The sequence below is a fragment of the Pseudomonas sp. JC1203 genome (assembly GCF_056175065.1).
The window spans coordinates 463,713-480,013 of sequence record NZ_JBWCAM010000002.1; the positions used below are offsets into that span (position 1 = coordinate 463,713).

The following is a 16,301-nucleotide window of genomic DNA, read 5'->3' on the forward strand; positions in this document are numbered from 1 at the left end:
ATCGGGAATGGACAGGGGCTGGCCGAATGCCGGGCAGCCGAAATCACTTTCCCTGGGCGAGGGTCAAGCGCGGTGGAAGCGCCCGTGAAGCAGGCCACGGGCAGCCTGTGCGGTGGCTAGCCGAAGAACCGACTGGCCGGCCTGGCCAGGCCGTAGCGCTGGCGCAGGGTGTGTTGCTGGTAAGCGGTGCGGAACAATCCGCGCTGTTGCAGCAACGGAATGACTTCGTCGATGAAGGTTGCCAGCATCGCCGGCATGATCGGCGGCATCAGATTGAAGCCATCGGCAGCGCCGTTCTGGAACCATGTCTGCATGGCGTCGGCGATCTGTTCGGGGGTACCGGCCAGGGTGTAGTGGCCGCGGGCACCGGCCAGTTGCGTCAACAACTGGCGCAGGGTGGGCCGCTGGCTGCGCACCAGCTCCACCACGACCCGCGCGCGGCTTTGCGCGGCCTGCACGCCGTCGGGGTTGGGCAGGTCGTCGACGCTCATTGGCAGGTCCAGGGGCAGGCGTGAAAAGTCATGGCCGCCGAAGCGCGCCGACAAGCGCGCCAGGCCGGTCTCCAGCGCAGTCAGGGCGTTGAGCTCTTCCAGCAATTGCTCGGCCTGCCGGTCGCTTTCGGCGACAACCGCGCTTAGGCCTGGCAGCACCAGCAGTTCGCTGGACTGACGCCCGGCCTCGAGCACCTGCTGCTTGAGCGAGCGGTAGAAGGCCTGGGCCGCCGGCAAATCGGGCTGGGCGGTGAACACTGCTTCGGCATGCTGAGCAGCAAAGCGTTGACCGTCCGCCGATGAGCCCGCCTGGAGCAGCACCGGATGACGCTGCGGCGAGGCCGGAATGTTCAGGGGCCCGCGTACCTGGAAATGTGCACCGCGATGATTCAGCGCGGCAATCCGCTCAGGCTGCAGATACTGCCCTGTGCTGCGGTCATCCAGCACGGCGTCGTCGGCCCAGGTGTCCCACAGCCCTTTCACCACCTCCATGAACTCGAAGGCGCGGGCATAGCGTTCGGCGTGCGCTGGCTGACGGTCGTGGCCGAAATTGGCCTCCACGCCGTTGATCCACGAGGTCACAATGTTCCAGCCGATGCGGCCTCGGGACAGGTGGTCCAGCGCGGCGAACTGCCTGGCCAGGTTGAATGGCTCCATGTAGGTGGTCGACGCCGTGCCGATCAGGCCGATATGGCGGGTGGTCGCACTGAGCGCCGCCAGCAGGGTGATCGGCTCCAGGGGCGTGATGGGTGAATGGCCCTGGGTATCGCCCATCGCCAGCACGTCGGCGAGAAACAGCGAATCGAGCAAACCCTTCTCCGCCAGAGCCGCCAGGGCCTGGTAGTGTTCAATGTCGGTGAGCGCCGTGGACGGCGCCAACGGGTGCCGCCAGGCACCCTCGTGATGGCCGCGGCCGAAGACAAACAGGTTCAAATGCAGTTGACGGTTCATGGTTGGACTACTTGAAGGGAAGCTTCATCGACGCCCAGGCTTTGCAGCAGCGCGTCACGGCACAGAGCAAGCTGGGGGTGGGCGGTACTGCGGGGGTGGGCCAGCGTCACTGGGATGTCCTGGACGATGCGCCCGCCATCGAGCACCACCACGCGATCGGCCAGCAGTAACGCCTCATCGATGTCGTGGGTGACCATCAGCACGGTCAGTTGCTGGCGCTGTACCACTTGGCGCAGCAGGACCTGCATCTTCAGGCGGGTCAGCGCATCCAGCGCGCCAAAGGGCTCATCGGCCAGCAACAGGCGGGGCCTGCGCACCAATGACCTGGCCAGCGCCACACGCTGTTGCTCGCCGCCGGACAACTCGCCCGGCCAGGCGCCTTCGCGGCCTGCCAGGCCGACCGTGGCCAGTGCCTGGCGCCCTGCCAGGGCGGCATCCTTGCCCGGCAAACCCAGGGTGACGTTGGCCAAAACACTCTCCCAGGGCAGCAAACGCGAATCCTGGAACAGCACGGCCCTAGGCGTGGGCGCGGCGATGCTGCCCTGCCCTTGCACGTCGGCGTCCAGACCGGCAAGGGCGCGCAGCAAGGTGCTTTTGCCCGAGCCGCTGCGGCCCAGGATGGCGACGAACTGGCCGGCCGGAATCTGCAGGTTCAACTGGTCCAGCACCCGGCGTGTACCGAAGGCACGGGTCAAGCGGTCGATGCTGACCGGCAATGGCGTGAATGCGGTCATGAGCCGATCACCTTGCGGTAGCGCAACACACGGTGCTCCACCGCTCGCACCAGCCGGTCAGACACCAGACCCAGCACCATGTACGTCACCAGCCCGACGACGATCACATCGGTCTGGCCGTAGTCGCGGGCACGGTTCATCAAATAGCCGATACCTTGGGTGGTGTTGATCTGCTCCAGCACCACCAGGGCGCCCCAGCAAATCGTCACGGCAAAGCGCAGGCCGACGAAAAATCCCGGCAGCGCGCCGGGTACCGCCACCTTGCGGATGAAGGTCCAGCGGTCCAGGTCCAGGGTGTGCGCCAGCTCAACGTAGCGCAGGTCGATACCCTTGAGCGCCGCATGGGTGCCCAGGTAAACCGGCAGGCAGACGCCGCCGGCGATCAGGGTGATTTTCATGCCGTCGCCAATGCCCAGCCACAGAATGGCCAAGGGGATCAGCGACAGCGTGGGGATAGCGCGCTTGATCTGTACCACGCCATCGATCAACGCATCGCCGAGGCGCGTCAGGCCTGCTACCAGCGCCAGTACCAGGCCCAAGGCGACGCCAATGGCCAGCCCGGACAGCGCACGCCGGGCCGAGGCCAGCAACTGGGGCCACAGCACGCCATCGGCCAGCAGGCGGAAGCCGGTACTCAGGGCCGTGGACGGGGGCGCCAGCACCTTGGGCGACAGCCAGCCCAGCTGGGCGGCCAGCTCCCAGGCCACCAGTAGCAGGCAGGGGCCCAACAGCGAGGCGCTTTTGCCAAGGGGTGCCGGCACCAGCCGACGTGGCCGGTGAATGGCCTGTGCGCGGTCAACGGCCATGCACTGCCTCCTGCTGTTCAGCTTCGCGGGCAAACTCCAGATCAAATTCGTCGCCAGCCTGCAGGTGCATCGGCAAATCGCCTGCTGCCTCAATCAGGTCGATCACCGCCTGCTGCGTGGGGATCAACTCGGCCAGCGTCGGCACGGTAAGGTTGCCTTGGGACTCGACGATGCGCTGGGCATCTGCAGGGTCCAATTGCTGGCGCTTGACGTAGTACGCCTGGGCCCAGGCCTGGGGGTGATCCTGGGCCCATTGGTTGGCCGCGATCCACCCGCGCCGCAGTTGCAGCAAGGCCTGGCGCTTGGCCTGATCCTTGAGTGCCGCGTCGCTGGCGTACAGGTAGTTGATGTCGCTGGGTAGCCCTTTAAGCTGCTGCTCCGGGACAAATCGCGCCAGGTGGTCGGCACCCGTGCCCACATAACGGCTGAAGTGCGGTTCGATCAGTGGCGCTACATCCACCTGGCCACTGCGCAAGGCATCGGGAAAGTCACTGACGCGCAGTGGCACCAGTTGCACATCCTGGGGCTTGAGCCCAGCTTTGCGCAGCGCAGCCAGTACGAAAGTCTGTCGTGCAGTGCCTTCGGCGTAGGCGATTTTCAGGCCTTTGAGGGCCTCCAGGCGCGGTACTTCAAGCCCTTCGCGAACCGCCAGCTCATAGGCCGGACGATCGTGACTGACTGCGGCAATGATGCGCACCGCCTCGCCCGCGGCCTGAGCTTGGACAGGGGGGGTGCTACCCGCAATACCGACATCGATTACACCGGCGCGGAAGGCTTCGAGTATCGCCGGGCCACCGGCGAAATTGGCGTAGCTGAGCGGTAGCGGCTGTGGCTGGGTTGCACCCCAGGTTTCGAGCAAGGCCTGGGTAGCCTCGTTCTGGTCGGCCAGGGTCAGCAATGGCGCTGCCTGGGCGGCGGGACACGCAAGCGCCAGCAGCAGCGCGACGGTGGCCGGCCATAAGGGAAGTCGAAGGTACATCGGTGCGCTCCTGCTCCAGACCGCCCACGGCAGGGCGGTCGAAGAAAACATCAGGGGCAAATCCAGCGTAGGATATTGTCCGCAGCCCTGCCGGGTAGCAGGTAGGTGCACTCTAGCGATCAGCACCGCTTATGTGAAATTCGAATAACTACTAAACCAATAACCATAAAAAATTATATAGGGGATAACCAAATCGTTATGCCATCCCGTACGCCGCCTCCCGCGCGCACTCCACCACTACGCGCACCGCCGAGGTGGCCTCGGTGCGCGTATGGAACATCCACACCGAGGGCAGAAAGCGCGCACCGGGCAACGCCAGCACGGCAAACTCTGCGGTAATTTCCGGTGCCAACGCTGCGCCCAGGCTCATCATGCCCAGCCGCGTGCCCCCCGCCAGCATTGAACGGTACACCTCCCTGGACGTGGTACGCACGCTGCCGGGCCCTTGGGTCAGGCGATTTTCCTGCATCCAGGTGTTCAAGGCCTCAAAGGCCGGCGACTCGGTGGGCGGCAGTACCCAGGGCTGATGATCGAGGTCTTGGGGGACAAGGTGTTCTTTTAGGGCCAAGGGATGGCTGCGGCTGCAGATAATCACCAGTGGGTCTTCATACAGCAATTCCCCCGCCACGGTTGGGTCAGCGAACTGCGGTGGCACGGCACGGCTGAACAATACATGCAAGGTGCGGTTGACCAGTGAGGTGTACAGCTTGTCGCTGGTCTCGCTGAGCAGGTTGATCGACACCCCTGGCGCGCGCTCCTGCAGCAGCGTCAGCAGCGGCGTAGCCAGGCTCTGCATTACGCTAGGCACCGCGCCGATGGTGATCTCGCCGCGCAGACCGGCCGACATGCTGCCCAGCTCTTGCCGGGCTTGTTCCAGCTGGAACATGATTTCCCGCGCCCGGGCCAGCAGAATCTGGCCGGCCTCGGTGAGCACCAGTCCGTTGCTGACCCGGCGTACCACGTCTAGACCCAGCCCTTCCTCAAGCTCTGCCAACTGGCGGGACACTGCCGGTTGGGTGACGCCCAGCTTCTGTGCTACCAGGCGCACCTGCCCCCACTGGCCTAGCATGACCAGCACGCGCAGGTGATGAAGTTTGAGGCCACGGCTGAAAAAACGGTCGAGTAAATCCATGCTCATTTCCAAATTACCGCATCTACGACAGGACGCTTCGCTGCGATTGCCCAGGTGTGCTTGCCGCACATCCAGCGATGCAGGCGCCGATCCCGGGTCCAGCCAGTAGGATCAACGTTTTTCGCTTGGAGAGCTACTGTAGAAATCCGCCAATGGACCAGCGCCTGGACCAAGCTGCTGCTGGATTCTAGCCAGCATCCTACCAGTACTGCCCCGCCTGCCTCTGGGGGCAGCTTTGCCGCATCGACCCTGCCATCATCGGCACCACTGACCTGATCGCCAGCCTGCTCCCCATATAGGTGAAATCCTGGCCAACTGGACAGCGGCAACCGCTGGCTGTGTAACCTTATGGTTGAATTGTTCAAGACTCATCGGTGAATACCCCCAATGCGTCGCAGGTGTTGCACGCATACAGGGGAGCTGAGGAAGCGTGCTACGTAGCGCGGGATAGGCAAAGCGAAGACTTTGGTTTTGCTAAAGAGTGTTCAGACACACCTAAAGTGAGATGACGGTCGTGGACCCGGATAGCCTGTGATCAAGTTCCACTGACATCCATAAATTCGTTATAAAACAATAATTTAGTGGGGGGCGCAGCGTCGGCACCAGCAATCCAGGCATCACATCCTTCAACCGCGACGGGGCTCCGCTGTCCTTCGACCCGCTGTCGCGCTTTGACCGGTCCATGAACGGCCATCTGTTGTTGTTTGGGCCCACCGGTGCGGGTAAGTCGGCCACTTTGGTCTCGATTTTGATGCAGGTCATGGCCATCTACCGGCCGAGGCTTTTCATCGTCGAAGCCGGCAACTCGTTTGGCCTGCAAGGCGACTGTTTCGCCACCCTAGGACTGTCGGTCAACAAGGTCCAACTCAAGCCAGGCAGCGGGTTGAGCCTGGCGCCATTCGCCGACGCACGGCGGCTGGTCGAACGCCCCGACTAGGTGGCGACCCTGGCCACCGATGACCTCGACGACAGCAGCCCGGACAACGAAGAGCAACGTGATGTCCTGGGCGAGCTGGAGATTACTGCACGATTGATGATCACCGGCGGCGAAGCCAAGGAAGAAGCGCGACTGACTCGCGCGGACCGCAGCCTGATCCGGGAATGCATCCTCGATGCCGCCAAGGCGTGCGCGGATGCCCAGCTGCAGGTTATGACCCAGGACGTGCGGGATGCGCTACTGCGGGTGGCCAGTGATGCGCATCTGCCCGACAAGCGCCGCGAACGCGCCCAGGAGATGGCCGAGTCCATCGACCTGTTCTGCCAGGGCTTCGAGGGCACGCTGTTTGACCGGACCGGCACGCCATGGCCCGAGAGTAACGTCACCATCGTAGATCTTGCGACCTATGCCCGCGAGGGGTATGAGGCGCAGATGTCGATCAGCTACATCAGCCTGATGAACACCGTGAACAACCTGGCCGAACGCGATCAATACCTGGAGCGGCCAGTGATCATGGTGACGGACGAAGGACACATCATCACTAAGAACCCCTTGTGGGCGCCGTTCGTGGTCAAGGGCACGAAGATGTGGCGCAAGCTGGGGCTCCCTGAACAAGGCCTCCCATGGCCCTCACCGAGGTCCCCGTGCGCGACCTGCACCTGTTCTGCCTGGTGGTGCGAAACAGCGGTTTCCAGGCCGCTGCCCAGGCCTGCGGCACCACCCAGACCTCCATCAGCAAACGCATCATGCAGCTGGAAACCGCCTTGGGCGTTAAGCTGCTGCACTGCACCACGGGCACGGTACGGGTGTCGGAGGCCGGTATTGCGGTGTACCAATGGGCCCAGCACATGCCTGACCAAGCACAGGCCTTGCAGGACGACCTGGCCGGTGCCCGCGCGCTGCCCAGCGGGCCGCTGCGCGTCAGTTCCAGCCAGCGTCTGGGGCGACGGCACATCGCCCCGATCATCAGTGCCTTGCAACAGGCCAACCCAGCGTTGTCAGTGTGGCTGGAACTGATGGACCGGCGGGTGGACCTGGTCGCCGAAGGCTTCGACATCGACATACGCGTGGGTGAAGTGGAAGAAGCCGGCCTGATCCCCCACCATATCGCCAGCACCCCGCGCATCCTGTGCGCCACCTGGACACCCACGGCACCCCGCGCACGCCTCAAGACCTGACGTAGCATGACTGCATGGTATTCCGTGACCGCGACGCGCCGTTTGGCACCTGGAAACTCAAAGGCCCGCAGCGCTGGGAGACAGTGACCGTCACCGGCAGCCTGGCGTCCAACGACAGCGACGTGGCGCTGCGCTGGTGCCTGGAGGGCCGCGGGATCGTGATGATGGCGGACTGGAACGTGGATCAGGAACTGGCCGATGGCCGCCCGGTGCGGGTATTGCCCAAGTGGAGCCAGCCGGCTGATGTGTGGGCGGTGACGGTGGCGCGCAGCGATCAGTCGGCGAAGGTGCGGGTGTGTATCGAGTATTTGAAGCGCGAGTTGGCGGTAGGAGAGTATGCGTTGATACCCCCTGACGATCTAAAGCATGGCTTAGGGTCAGCGCGGTCTGGCGGCAGCGGGCAAATGTAATCCGCCTGCTGCCGCGCAATCCGTCAATCCCCATGTCATCGACGACCGCCCTCTACCCCTGCGCGCCGCTGGCGTGGTACTGAAACGCACTATGCCATCGGGAGGGGTAGCGAGGCCAACCCCTCACGTCAAACCGTAAAGCTGAAAAAATAGCTTCTCAACCTATATAACGAACCCGGAAAGCGTCGATGGCCACGGCGATGAATATCATTACTCCACCCACCATACCGACGTAGAAAGACGGCACGTTGACTACGGCCAGGCCGATCTGGATCACCGTGAGCAACAGCACGCCACCCAGCACGCCCCGGGTATTCCCGCGACCACCAAACACGCTGACGCCACCAATGATCGGTGCGGCGATGGCGTACAACAGGTAACTGGAACCCTGGTTTGAGGTTATCGCTCCCTGCCACGAAGCCAGCAGGAAGCCAGCCAGCGCTGCCAGGAAACCGGAAAGGGTGTAAGTAATGACCTTGACCCTTGCCACTCGAATGCCCGCGCAGACCGACGCCGCTGGGTTGCCGCCAACGGCGTACACCGAGCGGCCCAGGACAGTACGCCTCAACACAACGCCAACGGCAGCCAGCGCGACCACGAAGACCAGTGGCATCAACGGCCAGCCCTCAACGCCAGCTTGGCCGATCCACAGGTAGCCATCGGCAAAATCAGTCAACGTCTTGCCTTGGGTCAGGGCCAGCAGGGTGCCCTGCAGAATGATCATCATGGCCAGTGTCTCGATCAACGACACCATTTTCAGGCGGGTGATGCATAGCCCGTTGAAGAAACCGATCAACGTGCCCACGGCCAAGCCGGCGGCCACTGCAATTGGCCAGGCCAGGCCCAGTTCCGAATAGGCAAGCGCGCCTACGGCCGCGCTGAAGCCCGCGTTGGCGGGGATCGACAGATCTACTTCGGCCACCAGCAACGGCAACGCCACCGCCAGGCCAAGCGTGCCCAACACAGTGGCCTGCACCATCACGTTCTGCAGGTTCAACAGGCTGAAAAAAAACGGGTTGAACAAGCCAAACATAGCCACAAGCGCTATCAGCCAGATCCACACCACGTTGTGCAATACCCATCGCGTGACTGCCTGACGATTGACTTTGCCTACGACTGGCATAAGCACCTGACCAGCCTGGGTCGTATTTTCCATTGAGATATCCTCGTTTGTTATTGTCGGGTATCAGCCCATCACCGCCGCGCGCAGACGCTCGACACTGATGGCCTCGCCAGTGAGGCTCTGCTTGATGCTGCCATTGTCGAATACGCATATACGGTCCACCGCGCGTACCAACTCATCTGTGTCAGTGGACACTATGATCACCGCCACGCCGGTGTCGCTGAGCGCCTCGATGAGGCGCAGCACTTCCTGTTTTACGCCAATGTCGATACCTCGGGTCGGCTCGTCGACAATCAGCAGGCGCGGCGCGGTAGCAAGGATTCGCCCCAGGCAGACCTTCTGCTGGTTTCCGCCACTGAGCGTATCCACGGGATAATCGGGATTGGGCGCCTTCACCCCATCTTCTCGAAATAATGCGCGACCACAGCGCGCTCCGCCGCTTGGTTGATGCAACCGTAACGGGTGCGGGCGTTCATCGAGGACAGGGCGATATTAGCGGCAATGGACAAGTGTCCGACTGCACCGTCACGCCGGCGGTCGTCGGACAGGTACGCGATGCCGGCATCGAAGGCAGCGCGCGGCGTACGCGGCAGACGTTGCAGGCGCTGCCCCGCGAGTGCGATCTGCCCGCTGGCTGGCAGCAAGCCAAAAATGGCGCGTGCAGCTTCCTTGGCGCCAGCGCCGGGCAAGCCGGTGAACCCCACCACTTCGCCCGGCGCGATGTCCAGGCTCTCCAAGGCCAGGCAGTGGCCGCGCAAATCACGCAGCCTGACGCCGGGTTGAGCAGTATCGAAGGTTCGCCGGCTGCGCTGGAACAGGTCGACGCCGCGCCCCATCACCAATTGTGTCAATTGCTGGGAGGTCAGCGCCGAGACATCGTCGCAGGCGCCCGCCAGCCGCCCATCGCGCAGAACCGTCACGCTGTCGCATATCTCGAGGATTTCGTCGTTGTAGTGGGAGATGAACACGAACGTGACCTGGTCGCGCTGCAAGGTGCGCATGAAGTCGAACAGCTGGCGACGGTCGCCGACGGTGAGCGCCGCCGTCGGCTCATCGAGAATGATAACCTTGCCGCCCGAGAACATTGCCCGCAAAATATTGAGCTTACGCTTGGCCACTGCGTCCAGTCGCCCGGCCAACATGCCCGGCTCGATACCCGACCCTGCGAGCATGCGCGTGGAATCCGCCGTAAGCTGCCGGTTGTCGATGAAGCCATGCCTGCTCGGCCAGATACCCAGCATGAGGTTCTCGGCGGCGGTCATGGTGTCAATGATCATGGGCTCCTGGGTGACCAGGAACACCCCAGCCTGCTCCATACCCCTGACGTCGACGCCCGTCATTTCCACCCCATCAAGCACCACCCGCCCGGACGAGGCCCGCACCTGCCCGGGAATGATGCCGACCAAGGTGGACTTGCCGGCGCCATTCTCGCCAAGCAGCCCATGGATAGAGCCGCGCCGTATCAGCGTGGTAACGCCTCGCAGGGCATGGACCGCACCATAATGCCTGGCGACGTTCTCCACGCGCAGAATCATGTCATCGACCATTGGTGGTTGCTGCTGTTGCTGTACGTTCATCCGCCCACTCCCCTTCACATTATCGAAGCCGCAGGTCCAGGCGCGCCTGCGCCAAGTACGGTACAGGCGTGCCGTCAGCTGTAGGCGATGCCCCATTGCTGCTCTGCCACGGCGCCCCACTGCCTGGGATCACGGGCGTTGGCGGCATCGATGACGAACGCGGGTATGACCAGGGTCGGCCCGGCCTTGCCGGAAGTGATGTTGGCTGACTCCCACACATACTTGGTGTTGCGGTAGGCACCTAGCGGAACGGCTTCGCCGACCAGTGAGTGGCGGGTAATCAGTTCGACCGCGATTTCACCGTAGGCCACCGGGTCCTGCGAGACACAGGCGTCCAGGTAGCCGTCCTGAATCCACTTCAGCGCAATCGGTTCAGCGTCAATGGTGACAAAGATTACATGGCCGTCTTCACCCACCTTTTTCCAGCGACCTTTCTGCTGCAAGGCCGTGACGATTCCTCGCGCCGGCGAGTCGGAGGGTGCATGCACTGCATCCAGTTCCGGGAATTCGGACAGGGTCGACAAGGTCACGGCCAGCATGTTTTGCAACTGGCCTTCGGTGGGGCGCGCCAGGTACTTGATGTCGGGGAAGCGGGAGAACACCGACTCCATGCCTTCCTTGCGCAACCGCCAAGCCACTGAAGCCAGCGAACCGTAGCAATTGAGCACAGTACCCCGCGGGCTGCCGTACTTGGCAACCAGGCGATTGACGATCTGCTCGGCGGCCATCACTCCACCTTGGAAATTGTCGAAGCTGACGGTAATCGCGACCTCGCCACCATCGGCGGGCGTGTCGATGATGCCCACGGGGATCTTCTGCCGATTGTAGCGACGGATAGCCGAGACGATCGCCTGGCTGTCGATGGGGTCGCAAATCACCGCCGAGGGGCCGGACAACATCAGGCTTTGCCACTGTTCCAGTTGGCGGGTGTTGTCGAAATTGGCATTGGTAGCCTGGAAAATACCGGCTTGGGCCTGCACGGCGCGCTTGACTGCCTCTTCCTGAATCACGAAAAAGTAGTAGTCCAGGCTTTTGTTGGAATACGGTATCGCCAGGCGGCTTTGCGCCAGCACCGAATTGCCGAACATGGCGCCCAGCCCTACTACCACACTCCCCGCCAGGAACCTGCGACGGGTAACGCCATCAATCGTTATTTTTGTCATGGCATTCACTCCAACTTGCTGTTTCAAATCAAATAATTACTGTCCTGTTAGCACGGATGGCACACGCCGGCGGGCAACCTGAAGGCAAGCTTCCTCACTACAGGCAAAAGGCTTCCCCCGTCTTTGCACGATTCATTGATCAGTACTGCCCACCCGATGCGTCGCGGGAGTGGTGGTTTCAACGCAGGCGCACGAACGAAGTACCGTCGAAGCAACCCACTACCATGCCTGCGGCCTCACGGGTGAACAGGCCGTTTTCGACAACGCCCGGAATGCGGTTGAGCTCGATCTCAAGCGGCACCGGCTGATCGATGACCGGCCCGCAATGGCAGTCAAGGATAAAATGGCCGCTATCGGTCACCACGGGCTGGCCGGCCCGTAGCCGCCGTACAATCGTCACCGCGGCAATGCCCTGTTCCCGCAGCACCTTGGCCACCTGGCGCTGGGTCTGCTGCCAGCCGAACTGCAGTACCTCGACCGGGAGCGGGAACCGCCCCAGGCAGTCGACGATCTTGCTTTCATCGCAAACGCAGATCATGCGGCGGGATGCATGGGCAATGATTTTCTCCCACAACAGGCAGGCACCGCCGCCCTTTATCATGTTGTAGTGCCGGTCGATCTCGTCCGGCCCATCCACTGTCAGGTCGATCTCATCCAGTTCGTTGGGGTCGCACACCGCGATGCCCATCTCTCGCGCCACCTCCATGGTGGCGCGAGAGGTGGCCGTGCAGGTCAGGCGCAGCCCCTGCGCCACGTGCCTGCCCAATTCACGGACAAAAAAGTGTGAAGTGGTGCCCGACCCCAGTCCGAGAGTCATGCCGTCCTGCACGAAATCCTCGATGACCCGGCGCGCCGCCGTCTTCTTTGCTTCGTTCTGCTGATTGTCCATCAACCGCTCCTGTGTGCGCGCAACCCTGGCGCGCGTTGTTGGTGTTCAGATCTTCTCGGTCTGCCATGAGTCCAGCGCCGTCAACTGGTCTGGAAATTGGCTGCCGCTGGCAACTGCAATGGCTGCCACCAGCATGTTGGTCACCAGGTGGTGGTTGAGCCGAGAGGACAAGGGCGTCATCAACTCCGTGTGCTCATAAGGCCGCACCGCAATCAGCAGGTCGCAGGCGAGCGCCAGCGGGCTATCATCCGCGGTCACGGCAACCACCCGCGCCCCCCCCCCCGCCTTCGCCGCGTTGGCTACTTCGACCAACTGCCGGGTATGGCCGGACTGGGAAAAAACCAGTGCCACTTCGCCGTCCCTGGCACCCTTGGCGTGCATGTCCTGACGCTTGGCTCCCACCAAGGCCTGGCAGCGCAGGCCCAGGCGCTGAAACTTGTGCTCGGTGTCCAGTGCGTTAACCTCGGACATCCCGGCGACATAGATGCCCACCCAGCTCGCTGCCTGCAGGCATGCCGCCGCCAGCGCAACCTGGCTGGGCACCAGGTCCTCGGCCAACCGAGCGGGCTTGCCAGCTCCCTCACCAAAAACTGTCGTCTCTACCGGCATCCAACGTGCACCGCAGGGTTTGAGGCCGTCATCGAGTTGATGCGCGAGCCAATCGATTCATGACCGCGAGCTTGATACATCCCCAATACTGTCGACAATCTGATTTAATAACTTGACAAAAACGAGTTATCTACGCTAAAAAAACATCTATACGATTACCAATGTGTAGACAGTCATGGCAGCTTCTCCTCATATTGATGTACCTGCTGAGCTCTCCGAGACCCTGTCCGAAAACGTCTTCCGGCGCATCCAGGCCGCCATCGTCAAGGGCGACATCGCCCCCGGCAGCAAGATCTCCGAGCCGGAGCTGGCGCGCACCTACGGCATCAGCCGCGGGCCGCTGCGCGAGGCCATCCACCGCCTGGAAGGCCAGCGCCTGCTGGTGCGCATTCCCCACGTGGGTGCACGGGTGGTGTCGCTCAGCCATGCCGAGCTGATCGAGCTGTACGAAATTCGCGAATCGCTGGAAGGCATGGCCTGCCGCCTGGCCGCCGAGCGCATGACCGAGGCCGAAATCGAAGAGCTGCGCCAGGTGCTGCACACCCACGAGCGCGACGCCGCGTTCCAGGCCGGCGTGGGCTACTACCAGCAGGAAGGCGACTTCGACTTCCACTACCGCATCATCCAGGGCAGTGGCAACCGCACCCTGGTGCAAATGCTCTGTGGCGAGCTGTACCAGTTGGTGCGCATGTACCGCATCCAGTTCTCGGCCACGCCCAACCGCCCGCGCCAGGCGTTTGCCGAGCACCACCGCATTCTTGATGCCATCGCCGACCGCGATGGCGAATTGGCCGAATTGCTGATGCGCCGGCACATCGGCGCATCGCGGCGCAATATCGTGCGTCACTACGCGGACGCATCCACCCAGCCTGAGAGGTGAGTCATGAACAATAAGAACAGTCCCGGCCAACGCTTCCGCGACGCCGTAGCCAGCGAACATCCGCTGCAAGTGGCGGGCGCCATCAACGCCAACCATGCGCTGCTGGCCAAGCGTGCCGGCTTCAAGGCTATTTACCTGTCCGGCGGCGGCGTTGCAGCGGGCTCCCTGGGCTTGCCGGACCTGGGCATCAGCGGCCTGGACGACGTGCTCACCGACGTGCGCCGCATCACCGACGTCTGCGACCTGCCGCTGCTGGTGGACGTCGACACCGGCTTCGGTTCCTCGGCGTTCAACGTGGCGCGCACGGTCAAGTCGATGATCAAGTTCGGCGCCGCCGCCATCCACATCGAAGACCAGGTGGGCGCCAAGCGCTGCGGCCACCGGCCGAACAAGGAAATCGTTAGCCAGCAGGAGATGGTCGACCGCATCAAGGCGGCCGTGGATGCGCGCACCGACGACAGCTTCGTGATCATGGCGCGCACCGACGCCCTGGCCGTGGAAGGCCTGGACGCGGCCCTGGAACGTGCCGAAGCCTGCATCGAGGCCGGCGCCGACATGATCTTCCCCGAGGCCATCACCGAACTGGCCATGTACAAGCAATTCGCCGACCGCGTGCGCGCGCCGATCCTGGCCAACATCACCGAATTCGGCGCCACGCCGCTGTACACCACCGAGCAGCTGGCGTCGGTGGACGTGTCGCTGGTGTTGTACCCGCTGTCGGCGTTCCGCGCCATGAACAAGGCCGCCGAGCACGTCTACGGCGCCATTCGCCGCGACGGCACGCAGCAAAATGTCATCGACACCATGCAGACTCGCATGGAGCTGTACGACGCCATCGACTACCACGTGTTCGAGCAGAAGCTGGACGCCCTGTTCGCCCAAAAGAAAGGTTGACCAAGCGCCTCTAACCCTGTGGGAGCGGGCTCTGCCCGCGAATGATCCACCGCGCAATACCTGCAGAATCGCGGTGTGCTTTTCGCGGGTAGAGCTCGCTCCCACAGTTGAACTGTGTTGAATCAGCAACACCGTGTAATCCAAAGAATAAATTCAAGAATGGAGACAACCATGGCCGAAGCAAAAGTATTGAGTGGTGCCGGCCTGCGTGGCCAGGTGGCCGGACAGACTACCCTGTCCACCGTCGGCCAGGCCGGCGCCGGCCTGACCTACCGTGGCTACGACGTGCGCGAACTGGCCGAGCACGCCACCTTCGAGGAAGTGGCCTACCTGCTGCTGTATGGCGAGCTGCCCAACCACCAGGACCTGGACCACTACCAGCACAAGCTCAGCACCCTGCGCGACCTGCCCAAGGCGCTGAAGGAAGTGCTGGAACGCATCCCCGCCAACGCTCACCCCATGGACGTGATGCGCACCGGCTGCTCGTTCCTGGGCAACCTGGAACCGGAGAAAACCTTCGACCAGCAGCACGATGCCACCGACCGCCTGCTGGCGGCCTTCCCGGCGATCATGTGCTACTGGTACCGCTTCAGCCACCACGGCGTGCGTATCAATTGCACCAGCGACGAGCCGGACGTGGCCGGGCACTTCCTGCACCTGCTGCACGGCAAGGCGCCCAGCGAGCTGCACCGCAAGGTGATGAACGTGTCGCTGATCCTCTACGCCGAGCATGAATTCAACGCCTCGACCTTCACCGCGCGGGTGTGTGCCTCGACCCTCTCGGATCTGCATTCCTGCGTGACCGCCGCCATCGGCAGCCTGCGCGGCCCGCTGCACGGCGGCGCCAACGAGGCGGCCATGGCCATGATCGAGAAGTTCAAGAACCCCGAGGAAGCCGTGCGCGGCACCCTGGGCATGCTGGAGCGCAAGGACAAGATCATGGGCTTCGGCCATGCCATCTACAAGGACAGCGACCCGCGCAATGAGGTGATCAAGGGATGGTCGAAAAAGCTGGCGGCCGAGGTGGGCGACACGGTGATCTACCCGGTGTCCGAAGCCATCGACAAGACCATGTGGGAACAGAAGAAGCTGTTCCCCAACGCCGACTTCTACCACGCCTCGGCGTACCACTTCATGGGCATTCCCACCGAACTGTTCACGCCGATTTTCGTCTGTTCGCGGCTGACCGGCTGGGCGGCGCATGTGTTCGAGCAGCGTGCCAATAACCGCATTATCCGGCCCAGCGCCGAGTATGTGGGCGTGGAACAGCGCGCGTACGTGCCAATAGAGCACCGATAACGCAAAACCAGGGTGCAAACACCGACCGTAGGAGCCGGGGGGGGGGGGCGGGGGGGGGGCCCCCCCGCCCCCCCCCCGCCGCCCCCCCCCCACCGCGGACATGAACACTCAATACCGCAAGAACCTGCCAGGCACCGCCCTGGACTATTTCGACACCCGCGCCGCCATCGACGCGATCAAGCCCGGCGCCTACGCCACCCTGCCCTACGTGTCCCGCGTGCTGGCCGAAAACCTGGTGCGCCGCTGCGA

The 16,301-nt window shown here is 63.1% G+C and carries 17 protein-coding genes and 1 pseudogene; 7 read left to right on the plus strand and 11 right to left on the minus strand.

Translation table 11 applies throughout. The features are described 5' to 3' along the window. Positions 1-116: 116 nt before the first annotated feature. The 5 genes from AC0SZ7_RS05275 to AC0SZ7_RS05295 all read right to left on the minus strand — a co-directional run bounded on the left by AC0SZ7_RS05275 (position 117) and on the right by AC0SZ7_RS05295 (position 5,093). Positions 117-1,442 (minus strand): LLM class flavin-dependent oxidoreductase, encoded by a 1,326-nt coding sequence (locus AC0SZ7_RS05275; RefSeq protein ID WP_475503365.1) that lies wholly within the window; start codon positions 1,440-1,442, stop codon positions 117-119. Continuing rightward, a complete protein-coding gene (locus AC0SZ7_RS05280) occupies positions 1,439-2,176 on the minus strand; it encodes an ABC transporter ATP-binding protein (RefSeq protein ID WP_475503366.1) in 738 nt (245 codons plus the stop codon). Before AC0SZ7_RS05280 ends, AC0SZ7_RS05275 begins: the two co-directional genes overlap by 4 nt. Further along, positions 2,173-2,982 (minus strand): ABC transporter permease, encoded by an 810-nt coding sequence (locus tag AC0SZ7_RS05285; protein WP_475503367.1) that lies wholly within the window; start codon positions 2,980-2,982, stop codon positions 2,173-2,175. The genes AC0SZ7_RS05280 and AC0SZ7_RS05285 overlap by 4 nt, the downstream gene beginning before the upstream one ends. Then, positions 2,972-3,961, minus strand: coding sequence for an ABC transporter substrate-binding protein (locus AC0SZ7_RS05290; protein WP_475503368.1), 990 nt, complete (start codon positions 3,959-3,961; stop codon positions 2,972-2,974). Before AC0SZ7_RS05290 ends, AC0SZ7_RS05285 begins: the two co-directional genes overlap by 11 nt. A gap of 196 nt (positions 3,962-4,157) precedes the next feature. Next, positions 4,158-5,093, minus strand: a complete 936-nt coding sequence (locus AC0SZ7_RS05295) for a LysR family transcriptional regulator (RefSeq protein WP_475503369.1) — start codon at positions 5,091-5,093, stop codon at positions 4,158-4,160. A 586-nt stretch (positions 5,094-5,679) separates the two neighbouring features. On the opposite strand from AC0SZ7_RS05295, the pseudogene AC0SZ7_RS05300 reads away from it, so the two are divergent. The 3 genes and pseudogenes from AC0SZ7_RS05300 to AC0SZ7_RS05310 all read left to right on the plus strand — a co-directional run. After that, a pseudogene (locus AC0SZ7_RS05300) lies at positions 5,680-6,633 on the plus strand (conjugative transfer ATPase); the annotation flags it as partial. Between the two features lie 20 nt (positions 6,634-6,653). Next, entirely contained in the window at positions 6,654-7,208 is a 555-nt protein-coding gene (locus tag AC0SZ7_RS05305; RefSeq protein WP_475503370.1) for a LysR family transcriptional regulator, read from the plus strand. Between the two features lie 14 nt (positions 7,209-7,222). Then, on the plus strand, positions 7,223-7,618 hold the full coding sequence (locus AC0SZ7_RS05310; RefSeq protein WP_475503371.1) for a LysR substrate-binding domain-containing protein: 396 nt from the start codon (positions 7,223-7,225) through the stop codon (positions 7,616-7,618). Between the two features lie 157 nt (positions 7,619-7,775). Here the strand turns inward: AC0SZ7_RS05310 and AC0SZ7_RS05315 are convergent, their stop codons facing one another. The 6 genes from AC0SZ7_RS05315 to AC0SZ7_RS05340 form a co-directional block, all read right to left on the minus strand. Next, the gene (locus tag AC0SZ7_RS05315; protein WP_475503372.1) at positions 7,776-8,651 is read right to left on the minus strand and encodes an ABC transporter permease; all 876 of its coding nucleotides are present in this window, start codon (positions 8,649-8,651) and stop codon (positions 7,776-7,778) included. A 153-nt stretch (positions 8,652-8,804) separates the two neighbouring features. Next, positions 8,805-9,110 carry an ATP-binding cassette domain-containing protein gene (locus tag AC0SZ7_RS05320; RefSeq protein ID WP_475503373.1) on the minus strand — a complete coding sequence of 102 codons (306 nt, stop codon included), beginning with the start codon at positions 9,108-9,110 and terminating at the stop codon, positions 8,805-8,807. A gap of 23 nt (positions 9,111-9,133) precedes the next feature. Then, positions 9,134-10,318 (minus strand): ATP-binding cassette domain-containing protein, encoded by a 1,185-nt coding sequence (locus AC0SZ7_RS05325; RefSeq protein WP_475503374.1) that lies wholly within the window; start codon positions 10,316-10,318, stop codon positions 9,134-9,136. A gap of 74 nt (positions 10,319-10,392) precedes the next feature. Next, positions 10,393-11,481, minus strand: a complete 1,089-nt coding sequence (locus tag AC0SZ7_RS05330; RefSeq protein ID WP_475503375.1) for a sugar ABC transporter substrate-binding protein — start codon at positions 11,479-11,481, stop codon at positions 10,393-10,395. A 178-nt stretch (positions 11,482-11,659) separates the two neighbouring features. After that, positions 11,660-12,370: a ribose 5-phosphate isomerase A gene (gene rpiA, locus AC0SZ7_RS05335; protein WP_475503376.1), complete on the minus strand. Its 711-nt coding sequence runs from the start codon at positions 12,368-12,370 to the stop codon at positions 11,660-11,662. 45 nt (positions 12,371-12,415) lie between these two features. After that, entirely contained in the window at positions 12,416-12,928 is a 513-nt protein-coding gene (locus AC0SZ7_RS05340) for a MurR/RpiR family transcriptional regulator (RefSeq protein WP_475503377.1), read from the minus strand. 226 nt (positions 12,929-13,154) lie between these two features. Here AC0SZ7_RS05340 and AC0SZ7_RS05345 point away from each other — a divergent pair, with 226 nt between their 5' ends. The 4 genes from AC0SZ7_RS05345 to AC0SZ7_RS05360 all read left to right on the plus strand — a co-directional run. Further along, complete coding sequence (locus AC0SZ7_RS05345; RefSeq protein ID WP_475503378.1) at positions 13,155-13,859, plus strand: GntR family transcriptional regulator; 705 nt, start codon at positions 13,155-13,157, stop codon at positions 13,857-13,859. A 3-nt stretch (positions 13,860-13,862) separates the two neighbouring features. Next, positions 13,863-14,753 (plus strand): methylisocitrate lyase, encoded by an 891-nt coding sequence (gene prpB, locus AC0SZ7_RS05350; RefSeq protein ID WP_475503379.1) that lies wholly within the window; start codon positions 13,863-13,865, stop codon positions 14,751-14,753. Between the two features lie 171 nt (positions 14,754-14,924). After that, positions 14,925-16,052: a bifunctional 2-methylcitrate synthase/citrate synthase gene (gene prpC, locus AC0SZ7_RS05355; RefSeq protein ID WP_475503380.1), complete on the plus strand. Its 1,128-nt coding sequence runs from the start codon at positions 14,925-14,927 to the stop codon at positions 16,050-16,052. Positions 16,053-16,152: 100 nt separating this feature from the next. After that, positions 16,153-16,301 (plus strand): hypothetical protein (locus tag AC0SZ7_RS05360; protein WP_475503396.1); only part of this gene is annotated, 149 nt, incomplete at its 3' end.